Consider the following 13,412-nt stretch of genomic DNA (forward strand, 5'->3'; position numbering starts at 1 on the left):
GGTGTCCTGGAAGCCGACACTACCGAGGGTTACGGAGTGTCAGCCTGACAGCTATGACACGTTTCGCCGCGGGCAAGATTGAGGCCTTCGTCGGGCCGCCCGAACTCGGCGCCGCCGACGATCTCGAACAGGTCATCGTCGGGTTCATCGACGACGCCAGGGACTCCCTCGACGTCGCCGTACAGGAACTCGACTCCGAGCCGATCGCACAGGCACTGCTGGACGCCAGGTTCCGTGGTGTCGACATCCGGATCGTGCTCGAACAGGACTATCTCCGTACGGCCAAGGTGCCCAAGGTGGCGGCGCGCGCCGGCGAATCGGCGCAGGCCGCCCAGCGGCGGGTCCAGTGGGCGGCCGAACCCGGCGCCCGCAGTCTGGAGCCCAACCGCAAGATCATGGCCGCGCTCCTGCGCTGCGCCGTCGACGTCAAGGCCGACTACAACCCGGCGATCTTCCACCAGAAGTTCATCGTCCGCGACTACCGGAGACGGGCCGGAGCCACGTCGGCGGTGCTGTCCGGGTCGGCCAACTTCACCGGCACCGACTGCCACCGCAACCTCAACCACGTGGTGACCTTCCACGACGCCCGGATCTGCCAGGAGTACGCGGGCGAGTTCACCCAGCTCCGCGCCGGGCTGTTCGGTCGCGGCGCGCACGGGAAGGTGCCCCGGGCCTACAACCTCGGCGGGATACCGGTGAAGGTGCTCTTCGCGCCGGACCACGCGCCGGAGCTGGAGATCATGAAGCAGATGCTGAAGGCCACCGGCCGGGTGGACTTCGCCGTCTTCACCTTCGCCGGCTCGTCCGGCCTGGACGACGCCATGATCGCCCTGGCCGCCGCCGGCCGTACGGTCACCGGCGCGGTGGACCCGGGCCAGGGGGCGCAGCGGTGGGCCGCGACGCACGACCTGAACCGGGCCCAGATCGCCCTCTACGCCCCGATCAGGTCACCCGCGTTCGGCAAACTCCACCACAAGCTCATGACGATCGACGACAGTACGGTGATCGCCGGTTCGTTCAACTACACCGCACCCGCCAACCAGTACAACGACGAGAACATCTTCGTGCTCGGCAGCCCGTACCCGGATCTGCCCGCCAGCGAGGGCGGCCCGGTCGACCTCGGCCGGTGCGCCGAGCTGACCGGCTTCTTCCGGGCCGAGATCCAGCGGATCATCGACGCGGGCGAACGCTTCGCCGGGACGGGTTAGCCGGGACGGGTCGGGCGCTCCGGATCAGACGGTCACCTGGTCACGCCAGGAGTGCCGGGGCTCGTAGCCCAGCACCCGGCGGGCCTTGTCGATCGACATCAGGGTCTCGTTGCCGACGAGTTCGCGGGTCAGCGGGACCTCCGGGAAGAGTTCCGCGGCCAGTTCCGCGCTGGGACGGCTCATCACCGTGTCGGCGTTGGCGATCACAAAAACGTCGACCCCGGTCCCCTGGTGCTCCAGTCCGAGGCGGACCGCCTGGGCGCCGTCCCGGCAGTCGATGTACGACCACAGGTTCCACTTGCGCAGCCCGGGATCGGCGTCGAAGGCCGGGAAGGCGGCGTAGTCGGCCGGCTCCATCACGTTCGAGAACCGCAGGCCGATCATCTTGAGGTCCGGCTGCCACCGGCAGAGCTGCCCGGCGAGTTCCTCCTCCAGGTGCTTGACCAGCGCGTAGTTGCTCTCCGGACGGGCCGGGTACTCCTCGTCGATCGGGATGTACGGCGGCGGGGTGTCGAACGGCAGCCCGAGCAGCGTCTCGCTGGAGGCCCAGACCACGTTCCGGATCCCGACCGCGCGGGCGGCGGTGAAGACGTTGTAGGTCGCGGTGATGTTGTGGTGGAACGTCGCCGAGTTGGTCCGCAGGCCCGGTGCGGGGATCGCGGCGAGATGCACCACCGCGTCCACGCCCGCGTGCCGGTCGTCGATCGCGCTGAGCGCCTCGATGGTCTGGCCGTAGTCGGCCAGGTCCACCCTCGTGTACGGGCACCGCGATGTCGCGGGTGGCGCCGCGTCGAGGTTGACCACCTGGTAACCGTGGTCGAGCAGGTCGTCGACAACCGCCCGACCGAGCTTGCCGCTCCCGCCGGTGACCGCCACCCGGGTCACCACTGTGCCGCACCCAAACACGAGATCATGCGACCAACTTAGGGCCCGCCCCGCTGCTCCTGCGCCGGTGGGTTGACAAGAGCCGTCGACTTATCGATTATCGAGATATCGCTAATCGATAAGGTGGAGGTGTCTCATGAGATTCCGCAACCCTGACTGGCTAGCTGAACTGCAGGGTGTCGTGGTGGTCGCCCTGGTCGTCCTGGCCGGGATCATCGCGTTCAACGTCGTCACGCTCGCGGACGGCGGGCCCGTGACCGCCCGGGTTCCGGCCGATGCGGTAGCGGGCGTCGCCGATGCCACGGCTGGCCTGCGCGCCGGAGTCGTCGTCGACGGTGACGTCGAGGTGCGGGTCGCGGACCCCACACCGGGCCAGCTCGTGGCGTACCACCTGACCGTGCTGCCGATGTTGGCCGTCGCGGCGGCGGTGCTGGTCCTGCTCTGGACCGTGCTGCGCCGCGCCCGTCGCGGGGATCCGTTCGCCACCGGTACGGTCCGGCGGCTGCGCCGGATCGGTTGGGTCGCCCTCGTCGGTGGCGTCCTGGCGCAGCTCGTACAGCTGATCGCTTCGCTCGAACTGACCGCGCGGGTCACCGCGGACGGCGAGCAGTCCGCGACGCTGGACCTGACCCGGACCGGGTTGCTCCTGCTGCTGGGCTTCGGGTTCTTCGCCATCGCCGAGATCGTCAAGCGCGGACTGACGATGCGGACCGAACTGGAGACCGTGATCTGATGCCGCCCGAGGAGGATCACCGCGTCGACGTACATCTCGACAAGCTCCTGGCCGAACGCGGCCTGACCCTCACCGAACTGGCCGACCGGGTCGGCCTGACCCTCGCCAACCTGTCCGTCCTGAAAAACGGGCGGGCGCGGGCGATCCGGTTCAGCACCCTGACCGCGCTCTGCCACGAACTGGACTGCCAGCCGGGCGACCTGCTCACCGTCCGCCGATCCTGACGGGTAGCGGTCATCGGCCGCACCGGACCGCCATCCAGGACAGCCAATCGGCCGCCGGGGAAGGATCCCCGGCGGCCGATCGAGTGTGGCGCGGACGCTCAGAAGCCGAGCGCGGACCGTCCGCCGACCACGGGAATACGCAGTTCACTCTCGTTGGGCGCGACCCGCAGGCGGGTGCCGCCCAGCGGGAGCAGGGTGTACTCCTGGTCGCTGGAGAAGACCACCACGCCGATCCGGTGTCCGGCGGCGAAGATGTAGTCCTTGGGCTCCAGGGTCCACCTGTAGTCGTAGAACTTGCCCTGCTTGACCTTCTCGGTGCGGTCGGCGTCCTTGCGGTTCTGCGGATCCGTCCACCCTCGGGTCACCACGACGGGCGCGGCGGTCGACCCGGCCGGACCGTAGTCGACCAGGTAGGTGGTCAGGTTGGCGTCGGGTTTGTTGTCGATCGCCAGCCGCAGCCGCATCTCGGGCCGGCCGGAGAGCCGGACGTCCTGGGCGAGCACGGGCGAGGTGTAGGCCAACCGGTTCGGGCTGGCGGTGTCCGGCTGGGCCACCAACTGGGTCGGCGCGATGGTCCGCCCCTCGTCGACGAACCCCTGCTCGACCTTGCCCTTCGGCGGCTTTCCGGTGGTCAGGGTGCCGGGCTGGGTCGCGCTGGTCGCGGCGAGGCGCAGGTCGACCTCGCGTGCGCCGGGGTCGGGCCAGTTGGCGTACGTGGTGTAGGCGCGGTTCTCACGCTGGACCACCGCGGTCGGCTCGTCCATGATTCCGTTGCGCACCCCCCACAACCAGAAGTCGAACCAGCGGTTCTCGGTCTGCTTGTAGGTCCAGGACCTGCCGTCCGGCAGCGGTACGGTGGCGCCACTGCCGGGTCCACCGTGCCCGCCCTGGTGCAGCCAGATCTTGCGCGGTACGTCGTACCGGGCGAGCTGGTCCCACCAGCCGGCGAAGTTCTCGGTCTTGACGTTCCAGTCGTTGAGCCCGTGTACGACGAACACGCTGGCCTTCACGTCACGCGCGCCGCCGAGGTAGTCCCGCTCCTGCCAGAACCGGGTGTAGTCACCGGTGACCCGGTCCTGCTCCCTGGTGATCTCGGCGATCTCGTCGGCGCAGGTTCCCTCGGCTCGCGCCTGCCCGGCGGTGTACTGGGCCAGGATGTCGGCGTCCTCGCCCTGGTACGTGCCGGGGGCGACGACCAGGCCGTTGGCCCGGTAGTAGTCGTACCAGCTGCTGATCGCCGAGACCGGGATGATCGTCTTGAGTCCCTTCACCCCGGTGGTGGCGACCATGTTGGGCAGGGTGCCGTTGTAGGAGACCCCGGTCATGCCGACCGAGCCGGTGGTCCAGCCGGCGGTGACCGGAGCCCCGCTGGCGTCGAATCCCCTCGCCCGGCCGTTGAGCCAGTCGATGACGGCCTTGGTGCCGAGGGTCTCGGCCCGGTCGCCGCTGGTCGGGCAGCCGTCCGAGTCACCGGTGCCGATGCTCTGGCCGAGCACCACGGCGTAACCGCGGGGCACGTAGTAGTCGTCGAGCGATCCGGGGAGGTTGGCCTTCGCGATCGCGCGCTGGGCCTGCTCGCCGGCGGCCGAACGGGCACCGTTGCGGCCGGTCAGCCCGTTCTGCGGCAGCTCGTCCACCAGCACGCTCGGGTACGGCACGTCGTCCCAGGTGTCCTTGCGGTACGGGCTGTGCTCGAAGATCACCGGAACCTTGAAGCCCCTGGTGGCGGTCTCGGCGGGGCGGGAGATGTCGATCGCGACCCGGTCGAGGCGACCGTCGTGATCGGTGTCCAGCGGCGTCTGGACGAACACCCGCTCCTCGATCGCGTCGGCGAGCGAGAAGACCGGCTGGGTCATCCCGTCACTGACCACAATGGTCGGAGGGGGCGTACGGGTACCGGCGGCGGCGGGCGCCACGGGTGCGGTCAGGACCAGCGTGCCGGTCAGGATGGCGGTGAGCAGCACCGGGTGACGGGGTCGACGCATGGGCAGTTCCCTTCGATCGGGCTCGTGGCCGGAACCGGTCAGGGGGACGAATCGAGTTGGTTCCATCGGCCACACATGCTAGGCGCGTCGACGCCCGTAGTCGATCAATCGCGGGCGTACCGGGTTTCCGGTTGCCCGTACCGCAAGCGGGTACCCGGGACGGGAATCGCCGGTCCCGACGGGACCGGCGCGATGTCGGTGGCCACAGTGCACGGTCGGGCGGGGCCTACCGAAAAGCCGGGCGGTGAGGCCGGACGGGGTGGGCTCCCCGTCGGCTTCACCGCCCGGCGTACGTTCCGGCGGGGTCAGCCGCCGGGGTTCGACGGTGCCGGTGCCGGCGGCTGGTTGCTCGCCGGCGGGCCGCTGGGCGCGGGCGCACCGGCGGCGGCCGGCGGCGCGGCTGCCGGCTTCAGATCCTGCGGTACGGGCAGCGCGCTGCCCTTCACGTACTCGTCCCAGTCCATGTTCCAGGCGGTCCAGCCGTTGCCGTCCTCGAGCTGGACCTCGGTCCCGCGCACGGTCACCAGGTCACCGACCTGGGTTGTCCGCATCAGGAAGGCGGCGTTGGCGGCGGAGACGTTGGTGCAGCCGTGCGAGACGTTCGTGCTGCCCTGATCACCCTCGGACCACGGCGCCGAGTGGATGAACTCGCCGCCCCAGGTCAGGCGCTGGGCGTCCTGCACGGTGACGACGTACGGGTCGGCCGAGCCGGTCGTGTCGAAGACCGTCTGCTCGTGCTTCTCCATGATCACCATCTTGCCGCTGGACGTCGGGGTGCTCGACTTGCCGAGGCTGACCGGGATCTTGCGGACCAGCTTGTCGTCCTTGAACACCGACATCTGCTTGGTGTCGTTGTCGATGTCCAACGAGACCTTGCTGCCGATCCTGGCGGTGGCGGTCCGGTCGGCGTCACCGAACCCCTCCTTGCCCATCGGCACCCCGTCGAGCATGGCCTTGACGCTGATCGTCGTACCGGCCTTCCAGAAGTCCGGTGCCCGGTAGAAGACCTGCTGTCCGTCCTCGGTCCAGTGCCAGGCACCGGGCTGCGCCGGAGTGGTGGTGACAAAGAGCCGCTTCTGTACGTCGGCACGCTGTTCCTTGGGGACTCCCGGGTCGAAGTCGACCGTTACCGGCATCGCCACCCCGTACGTCCGTTTGTCCTGGAAATAAAGGGTGGAGAAGATTTCCCTGTCCGGCTTGCCCATGGTGGTGAAGTTGGTCGTCCGGGTCACTTCCTTGCCCGCGTCGTTGGTTGCGGTGACCTGCGCCGTATAGCGCTGTTTGTTCTTCAGCGCCTTGTCCGGCAGCCAGGACGAACCGTCCGTACGCAACGAGCCCGCGACCTTCCCACCCTTGTCGTCGGTGAGCGTTACCGCCGTGACCTTCCCGCCGGTGACGGTCAGGCCGACCTCGGTGCTGATCGGGAGGTCCTTCGCATTCGCCGCAGGACTGATCGCGAGTTGCGGCGGCGGAACCGCCGCCTTCGCGGCTTCCTTCTTGTCCTGCTCACTGGTGCACCCCACCAGGGCCAGTGACGCGGTAGCGACCATCGCCACCAGAATTGTGGCCCGACGCCTCTTTGTCATGATCCCCACCCCATTCCGCTAGCGTCTCGCCACATTGTGTAACGAGAGTCGCGGGCACCGCGTCGGTTCGGAACAGAAGAATCGAAGTGCGCATCGCGCATTCGAATTGATGCCGGACAGAACGCGTTGTTGCCGGACAGAACGCGGTTACCCGGTCCGGCGGCGGATAGACCAGTCGGATCCGGGTATGTCGGCGCGGTCCACGAGGCGGGATCACGGTCGGTCGGAGCAACCCGCCGACACGGGTGGGGCGGGATCGGGCACGATGGGCCTGTGACGGACGCGGTGATCTTTGACCTGGACGGCGTGATCGTGGACTCCGAACCGGTGTGGGAGGAGGTCCGCCGGCGCTACGTCGCCGATCACGGCGGCCAGTGGCAGCCGGACAGCCAACGCCGGCTGATGGGGATGAGCACCGGCGAGTGGGCCCGGTACCTCAGCACGGAACTCGGGGTGGACCGCTCACCACAGCAGGTCGCCACCGAGGTGGTGGACGAGATGGCCCGGCGTTACCTGGAGCACGTACCGCTGATCGCCGGTGCCGACGAGGTGGTACGCCGGCTCGCCGCGACCTGGCCGATGGGACTGGCCAGCTCGTCCCCGGCCCGGCTGATCGAGGCCGCGCTGCGGGCCACCGGGCTCACCGATGCCTTCTCGGTGACGCTCTCCACCGAACAGGTCCCGCGGGGCAAGCCGGCGCCCGACGTGTATCTGCGGGTGGCCGAGCGGCTGGGGTTCGACCCCACCCGCTGCGTCGCGGTCGAGGACTCCTCCAACGGCGTACGGTCGGCCAGCGCCGCCGGGACCCGCGTGATCGCGGTGCCGCACGCCTCGTACCCGATCGACCCGGACGCACAACAGCTCGCCACCCTGGTCATCCCGACCATCCGCGACCTGACCGACCAGGCCGTACGGGACGCGGCGCCGGGGGCGGGACCGAGCGACGCTTAAGGCGGATCGACCCTCCACCCCGTTGTAAACCGGATAATCTGCGCGTATTCGGAGAAACGGGGAGGTGCGATCGGTATGCCCGAGGAGACAGAGCGATCGTCGGTCACGTTGGCGGTGAACGGCCAGCAGCACCGGCTCCGGCTGGACAACCGGACCACCCTGCTGGACGCGCTGCGCGAGCATCTCGGGCTGATCGGGGCGAAGAAGGGGTGCGACCACGGCCAGTGCGGGTCGTGCACCGTACTGCTCGACGGGCGCCGGGTGAAGAGTTGCCTGATCTTCGCCGTGGCCGCGTCCGGGTCGGCGGTGGTGAGCGTGGAGGGCCTGGCCGACGGCGACGACCTGCAACCGCTGCAACAGTGCTTCATCGACCATGACGCGTTCCAGTGCGGCTACTGCACCTCCGGACAGCTCTGCTCGGCCACCGGCATGCTCGACGAGGTACGCAAGGGGTGGCCCAGCGTGGTGACCGGGGACCTCGCCGCCGGACCGGTCCGCCTCACCGAGGAGGAGATCCGGGAGCGGATGAGCGGCAACCTGTGCCGCTGCGCGGCGTACCCGCAGATCGTGGCGGCGATCCGGGCCACCGCCACGGCGGAGGCGGTGCGATGAGGACCTTCCGCTACCACCGGGCCACCGACCCGGCCGAGGCCGTACGGATGGTGGCCGGCGAGTCCGAGGCGGCGTACCTCGGCGGCGGTACGAACCTCGTCGACCTGATGAAACTGAGCGTGCAACGCCCCCGGCTGCTGGTCGACGTGACCCGGCTACCGCTCGGCTCGGTCGAGCCACTGTCCGACGGGGGCCTGCGGATCGGCGCGACCGTACGCAACAGCGACCTGGCCGCCCATCCCGTGGTCCGACGGGACTTCCCGGTGCTGACCCGGGCCCTGCTGGCAGCCGCCTCCGGCCAACTGCGCAACATGGCCACGGTCGGCGGCAACCTGCTGCAACGTACCCGGTGCGTCTACTTCCAGGACGTCGGCAAGCCGTGCAACAAGCGCGAACCCGGAACCGGGTGCTCCGCGCTGGAGGGCCAGAACCGGGACCTCGCCATCCTCGGCTGGTCGACGTCGTGCGTGGCCACCCATCCCTCCGACATGGCGGTCGCACTCGCCGCCCTGGACGCCCGGGTCGAGGTCCTGGAGCCGGACGGGGCCCGCGAGATCCCGCTGACCGAGTTCCACCGGCTGCCCGGCGACCGCCCGGACCTCGAGACGACCATGGCACCCGGTGGGCTGATCACCGGCGTACGCATCCCGGCTCTCCCGTACGCCCGGCACTCGACCTACCGCAAGGCACGCGACCGGGCCTCGTTCGCCTTCGCCGCCGGGTCGGTGGCGGCGGTGCTCGACCTGGACGGCGGCCTCGTCCGCGAGGTGCGGATCGCGTACGGCGCGGTGGCCCACCGACCCTGGCGGGCCCGGCTGGCCGAGGAGGCGCTGCGCGGTCAACCGGCCACGATGGAGAACTTCGGCCTGGCCGCGGACGAGGAACTGGCGGCCGCGCGTCCGTTGCCGAACAACGGGTTCAAGGTGTCGCTGATCCACAACCTGACCGTGCGTACGCTCGCCGACCTGGCCGAGGCGGCGACCCGGTGAGCGCCCCGACCGTCGGCCGTCCGCACACCCGGCTGGAGGGGCGGGAGAAGGTCACCGGCGCGGCCCGGTACGCCGTCGAGTACCCGGTCGACGGCGTCGTGTACGCCTGGCCCGTGCAGGCCGACGTGGTGCGGGCCGGGATCACCCGGGTCGGCGCCGACGCCGCCCTCGCCACACCCGGCGTGCTGACCGTGCTGTGGTACGCCAACGCGCCCCGGCTGCACTCGGAGACGAACGTCGACCTGTTCCTGTTGCAGCGACCCGAGGTGCACTTCCGTGGTCAGGTGGTGGCCCTGGTGGTGGCCGAGTCGCTGGAAGCCGCCCGGGAGGCCGCCGGCCTGGTCCACGTCGACTACGACACGCTGCCGCACAGCACCGTACTGACCGAGACGCATCCGGGCCTGTACTCACCCGACCACGTGAACCCGTCCTATCCCACCGACACCGCCCTCGGTGACTTCGAGGCCGGGTACGAGGCCGCGGAGGTACGGGTCGACCACGTGTACCGCACTCCGGCGTACCACAACAATCCGATGGAGCCGCACGCCGCGACCGCCCAGTGGCGCGACGGAACGCTGGTGGTGCACGACTCCAACCAGGGGTCCACGCCCGTCGCCCAGGTCCTGGCCGGGCTGTTCGACCTGCCAACGGACTCGGTGCAGGTGATCAGCAAGCACGTCGGCGGCGGCTTCGGATCCAAGGGCACACCGCGCTGCCAGTCCGTGCTCGCCGCGATGGCCGCCCTCGCGGTCGACCGGCCGGTCCGGCTGGCCCTTACCCGCCAGCAGATGTTCTCGCTGGTCGGCTACCGCACCCCGACCATCCAACGGATCCGGCTCGGTGCCGACGCGGACGGCCGGCTCGCCGCCATCGCCCACGACGCGATCAGCCAGACCTCCACCCTGACCGAGTTCGCCGAGCAGACCGCCGTCTACACCCGCGGCATGTACGCGGCCCCGCACCGGCGAACCACGCACCGGATCACCCGGTTGGACGTACCGACGCCGTCGTGGATGCGGGCACCGGGTGAGTGCCCCGGCTCGTTCGCGCTGGAGTCGGCGATGGACGAACTGGCGGTGGCCTGCGGGGTGGACCCGGTCGAACTGCGGATCCGCAACGACGCCCGGGTCGACCCGGAGGAGGGCATCCCGTACAGCAGCCGCAACCTGGTCGCCTGTCTGCGCGAGGGCGCGGAGAGGTTCGGCTGGGCGGACCGGGACCCGACCGTCGGCGTCCGGCGGCAGGGGCGCTGGCTGGTCGGTACCGGTGTGGCCGGGGGCAGCTATCCGGCCCGCGCCGGTGCCTCGTCCGCCTCGGCCCAGGCCAACCCGGACGGCACCTACGTGGTCCGGACCAACGCCGCCGACATCGGTACGGGAGCGCGTACCGCCCTCTGGCAGGTGGCCGTCGACGCGCTCGGCGCGCCCCCGGAACGGGTACGGATCGAGATCGGTGACAGCCGACTCCCACCGGCCCCGCTGGCCGGCGGCTCGACCGGCACGGCGTCCTGGAGTTGGGCCGTCAGCAAGGCCTGCCGGGCGCTGCGGGACCGGCTCGGCGACCGGCCGCCCACCCGGGAGGTACGGGTCGAGGCGAACACCACCCCGGAGACGAACGCCCTCTCGGCGGACCGCTCGTACGTGCGCTACGCCTTCGGCGCCCACTTCGTCGAGGTACGCGTCGACGTGGACAGTGGTGAGATCCGGGTCGGCCGGATGCTCGGCATGTTCGGGGTCGGGCGGGTGGTGAACCCGACCACCACCCGGTCCCAGCTCATCGGCGGCATGACCATGGGCATCTCGATGGCGCTGCACGAGGAGGGTCTGCTCGACCCCCGCTTCGGCGACTGGGTCAACCACGACTTCGCCTCGTACCACATCACCGCGAACGCGGACGTCGAGCGGATCGAGGCGGACTGGGTCGAGGAGGACGATCCGCATCTCAACCCGCTCGGGGTCAAGGGCGTCGGGGAGATCGGGATCGTCGGTTCGGCCGCCGCCATCGCGAACGCCGTGTACCACGCGACCGGCGTACGGATCCGCGAACTGCCGGTCCGGCTGGACAAGCTGCTGCCCCGGGTCACCGCGCTGCGGGGCTAGCGTCGGCGGGTGTCCGGCCACCGGCCGTCGTCACTGTCGATCGAGGTATCGATAACCACCAGTAGCGCGAATCCACCCGTTTCGCTACCATCCGTACCCGGAGCATGACCCGAGGTAGGTCTTGGTGTCGTGTCGCGCAACCGCACGTCATACGCGTCCCAAGCGAACGCGCCATCTGACGACAGGGAGCCCCCGGTGACGGAAATTCAGCAGGTGTCGAGCGCCCACGCCTACCCGTTCAACCCGCCCGAACGGCTGGACCTCGACCCGAAGTACGCCGAGCTACGTGAGCACGAACCGTTGACCCGGATCCGGATGCCGTACGGCGAGGAAGCCTGGCTGGCCACCCGCTACGCCGACGTACGGGTCGTCCTCGGCGATCCCCGGTTCAGCCGGGCCGCCGCCACGGCCCACGACGAACCCCGGAGCACGCCCCAGCGGCTGGCGACCGGCATCCTCAGCATGGACCCGCCCGAGCACACCCGGATCCGTACGCTGGTCGCCAAGGCGTTCACGGCCCGACGGGTGGAGCAGTTGCGGCCGCGTACGCAGCAGATCGCGGACGAGTTGGTCGACGGGTTGGTCCACACCGGTCCCCCGGCCGACCTGGTCGAGGACTTCGCCACCCCGCTGCCGATCCGGGTCATCTGCGAACTGCTCGGGGTGCCGGTCGCCGACGAGCACAAGTTCCACCTCTGGTCCGAGGCGATCGTGTCGACCACCTCGCTGTCCCCGGAAACCATCCAGGAGTACTACGGCAACCTGTACGCGTACATGGGTGGGCTGATCGCGCAGCGTCGCGAGGAACCCACCGACGACCTGCTCGGCGCGATGGTACGGGCCCGCGACTCCGACGAGGGGCGGCTGACCGAGGAGGAGATGGTGCAGCTCGCGGCCGGTCTGCTCGCCGCCGGACACGAGACGACCGTGACCCAGATCCCGAACTTCGTCTACACCCTGCTCCGTAACCCGCAGGAGCTGGCCCGGCTGCGGGCCGACCGGACACTGCTCCCCGGTGCGATCGAGGAACTGCTGCGCCACGTGCCGCTCGGCGCCGCCTCCGGCTTCGCCCGGTACGCCCTCGAGGACGTCGAACTCGGTGGTGTGCTGGTCCGCGCCGGTGAACCGGTGATCGTCGAACTCGGTTCGGCGAACCGGGACCACCGGGTCTTCGGCGACCCGGACCGGCTCGACCTCACCCGTGAGCACAACCCGCACCTGGGCTTCGGGCACGGCGTACACCACTGCCTCGGCGCGCAGCTCGCCCGGATGGAGTTGCAGGTCGCGATCGGTACGCTGCTCGACCGGCTGCCCGAACTGCGGCTGGCCGTGCCGGAGGCGGAGCTGCCCTGGAAGAGCGGGATGCTGGTCCGCGGTCTCAAGCACATGCCGGTCGAATGGTGAGCCCCGCCTGGCGGGTCCGGGTGGACTCGCGCCGCTGCATCGGCTCCGGGGTCTGCGCCGGGGCGGCACCGAAGCACTTCGTCCTCGTCGACGGGCTGTCCACCCCGGTCGCCGAGACGATCATCCCGGCCGACGAGGTCGCCGCCGCGGCCGACTCCTGCCCGGTGGAGGCGATCACCGTACGGGACTCGACCGACGACCGGTTGATCGCACCGGAGCCCTGACCGGCACCGCTCGGTGGGATCCGGCCGGTGGTACCGAGCCGGCCCGGATCCCACCGACGAGCGCTCACCGACCGACCGGTGTCTAGGCTGAGCCGGTGATCTACAAACTGTTGGCGGCGGCGGAATGGGCCGAAGCCGAGACCCGGGGTCGGTACGACGGTTCGGCGGTCGACCTCCAGGACGGTTTCATCCACCTCTCCGGCCGGGACCAGGTGGTCGAGACGGCGGCCCGGCACTTCGCCGGCCAGTCGGATCTCGTCCTGCTCACCGTCGACCCGGATCGGCTCGACCCCGACCTGCGCTGGGAACCGTCCCGGGGCGGCGCCCTCTTCCCGCACCTGTACGGACCGCTGCCGACCGGCGCGGTGGTGGCCGTCGCACCCCTGCCGGCTGACCTCCCGATCCCGGACGCGGTGGCCGCCCTGCTCACCTGAGCCCGGCCCGAGCCTGGCGCGCTGTCGGCCCGAGACCCGCTGGCCGAGCCTGGCGCGCCGCCGGCCCGAGACCCGCTG

The 13,412-nt window shown here is 70.2% G+C and carries 13 protein-coding genes; 10 read left to right on the forward strand and 3 right to left on the reverse strand.

Annotated features, from left to right (window positions below; translation table 11 throughout):
• The first annotated feature begins 53 nt into the window (after window positions 1-53).
• Entirely contained in the window at window positions 54-1,208 is a 1,155-nt protein-coding gene (locus OIE47_RS34425) for a phospholipase D-like domain-containing protein (RefSeq protein WP_326558717.1), read from the forward strand.
• 24 nt (window positions 1,209-1,232) lie between these two features.
• Here the strand turns inward: OIE47_RS34425 and OIE47_RS34430 are convergent, their stop codons facing one another.
• Complete coding sequence (locus OIE47_RS34430) at window positions 1,233-2,096, reverse strand: NAD-dependent epimerase/dehydratase family protein (RefSeq protein WP_326558718.1); 864 nt, start codon at window positions 2,094-2,096, stop codon at window positions 1,233-1,235.
• A 133-nt stretch (window positions 2,097-2,229) separates the two neighbouring features.
• Here OIE47_RS34430 and OIE47_RS34435 point away from each other — a divergent pair, with 133 nt between their 5' ends.
• Complete coding sequence (locus OIE47_RS34435) at window positions 2,230-2,826, forward strand: DUF2975 domain-containing protein (RefSeq protein WP_326558719.1); 597 nt, start codon at window positions 2,230-2,232, stop codon at window positions 2,824-2,826.
• The gene (locus OIE47_RS34440; protein ID WP_326558720.1) at window positions 2,826-3,050 is read left to right on the forward strand and encodes a helix-turn-helix domain-containing protein; all 225 of its coding nucleotides are present in this window, start codon (window positions 2,826-2,828) and stop codon (window positions 3,048-3,050) included. The genes OIE47_RS34435 and OIE47_RS34440 overlap by 1 nt, the downstream gene beginning before the upstream one ends.
• A gap of 98 nt (window positions 3,051-3,148) precedes the next feature.
• On the opposite strand, the gene OIE47_RS34445 is transcribed toward OIE47_RS34440, so the two are convergent.
• Both OIE47_RS34445 and OIE47_RS34450 read right to left on the reverse strand, forming a co-directional pair.
• Window positions 3,149-5,035, reverse strand: coding sequence for a Xaa-Pro dipeptidyl-peptidase (locus OIE47_RS34445; protein WP_326558721.1), 1,887 nt, complete (start codon window positions 5,033-5,035; stop codon window positions 3,149-3,151).
• Between the two features lie 305 nt (window positions 5,036-5,340).
• Complete coding sequence (locus OIE47_RS34450; RefSeq protein WP_326558722.1) at window positions 5,341-6,621, reverse strand: L,D-transpeptidase; 1,281 nt, start codon at window positions 6,619-6,621, stop codon at window positions 5,341-5,343.
• A gap of 273 nt (window positions 6,622-6,894) precedes the next feature.
• Between OIE47_RS34450 and OIE47_RS34455 the strand changes: the two genes are divergently transcribed.
• The 7 genes from OIE47_RS34455 to OIE47_RS34485 all read left to right on the forward strand — a co-directional run bounded on the left by OIE47_RS34455 (window position 6,895) and on the right by OIE47_RS34485 (window position 13,334).
• The gene (locus tag OIE47_RS34455; RefSeq protein WP_326558723.1) at window positions 6,895-7,572 is read left to right on the forward strand and encodes an HAD family hydrolase; all 678 of its coding nucleotides are present in this window, start codon (window positions 6,895-6,897) and stop codon (window positions 7,570-7,572) included.
• A 75-nt stretch (window positions 7,573-7,647) separates the two neighbouring features.
• Window positions 7,648-8,184, forward strand: a complete 537-nt coding sequence (locus tag OIE47_RS34460) for a 2Fe-2S iron-sulfur cluster-binding protein (protein ID WP_326558724.1) — start codon at window positions 7,648-7,650, stop codon at window positions 8,182-8,184.
• Entirely contained in the window at window positions 8,181-9,173 is a 993-nt protein-coding gene (locus OIE47_RS34465; RefSeq protein ID WP_326558725.1) for an FAD binding domain-containing protein, read from the forward strand. Before OIE47_RS34460 ends, OIE47_RS34465 begins: the two co-directional genes overlap by 4 nt.
• Entirely contained in the window at window positions 9,170-11,272 is a 2,103-nt protein-coding gene (locus OIE47_RS34470; protein ID WP_326558726.1) for a xanthine dehydrogenase family protein molybdopterin-binding subunit, read from the forward strand. The genes OIE47_RS34465 and OIE47_RS34470 overlap by 4 nt, the downstream gene beginning before the upstream one ends.
• A 195-nt stretch (window positions 11,273-11,467) precedes the next feature.
• Window positions 11,468-12,676: a cytochrome P450 gene (locus OIE47_RS34475; RefSeq protein WP_326558727.1), complete on the forward strand. Its 1,209-nt coding sequence runs from the start codon at window positions 11,468-11,470 to the stop codon at window positions 12,674-12,676.
• The gene (locus tag OIE47_RS34480) at window positions 12,670-12,900 is read left to right on the forward strand and encodes a ferredoxin (protein ID WP_326558728.1); all 231 of its coding nucleotides are present in this window, start codon (window positions 12,670-12,672) and stop codon (window positions 12,898-12,900) included. The genes OIE47_RS34475 and OIE47_RS34480 overlap by 7 nt, the downstream gene beginning before the upstream one ends.
• 95 nt (window positions 12,901-12,995) lie before the next feature.
• Window positions 12,996-13,334, forward strand: coding sequence for a DUF952 domain-containing protein (locus tag OIE47_RS34485; protein ID WP_326558729.1), 339 nt, complete (start codon window positions 12,996-12,998; stop codon window positions 13,332-13,334).
• Window positions 13,335-13,412: the final 78 nt, after the last annotated feature.

Origin of the sequence: Micromonospora sp. NBC_01796, from assembly GCF_035917455.1 — a bacterium.
Lineage (GTDB): Bacteria > Actinomycetota > Actinomycetes > Mycobacteriales > Micromonosporaceae > Micromonospora_G.

Coding starts and splice junctions, on each gene's coding strand:
- OIE47_RS34445 (WP_326558721.1), bottom strand. CDS start 5,035: ATGCGTCGACCCCGTCACCCGGTGCTGCTCACCGCCATCCTGACCGGC.
- OIE47_RS34480 (WP_326558728.1), top strand. CDS start 12,670: ATGGTGAGCCCCGCCTGGCGGGTCCGGGTGGACTCGCGCCGCTGCATC.
- OIE47_RS34465 (WP_326558725.1), top strand. CDS start 8,181: ATGAGGACCTTCCGCTACCACCGGGCCACCGACCCGGCCGAGGCCGTA.
- OIE47_RS34425 (WP_326558717.1), top strand. CDS start 54: ATGACACGTTTCGCCGCGGGCAAGATTGAGGCCTTCGTCGGGCCGCCC.
- OIE47_RS34435 (WP_326558719.1), top strand. CDS start 2,230: ATGAGATTCCGCAACCCTGACTGGCTAGCTGAACTGCAGGGTGTCGTG.
- OIE47_RS34450 (WP_326558722.1), bottom strand. CDS start 6,621: ATGACAAAGAGGCGTCGGGCCACAATTCTGGTGGCGATGGTCGCTACC.
- OIE47_RS34460 (WP_326558724.1), top strand. CDS start 7,648: ATGCCCGAGGAGACAGAGCGATCGTCGGTCACGTTGGCGGTGAACGGC.
- OIE47_RS34440 (WP_326558720.1), top strand. CDS start 2,826: ATGCCGCCCGAGGAGGATCACCGCGTCGACGTACATCTCGACAAGCTC.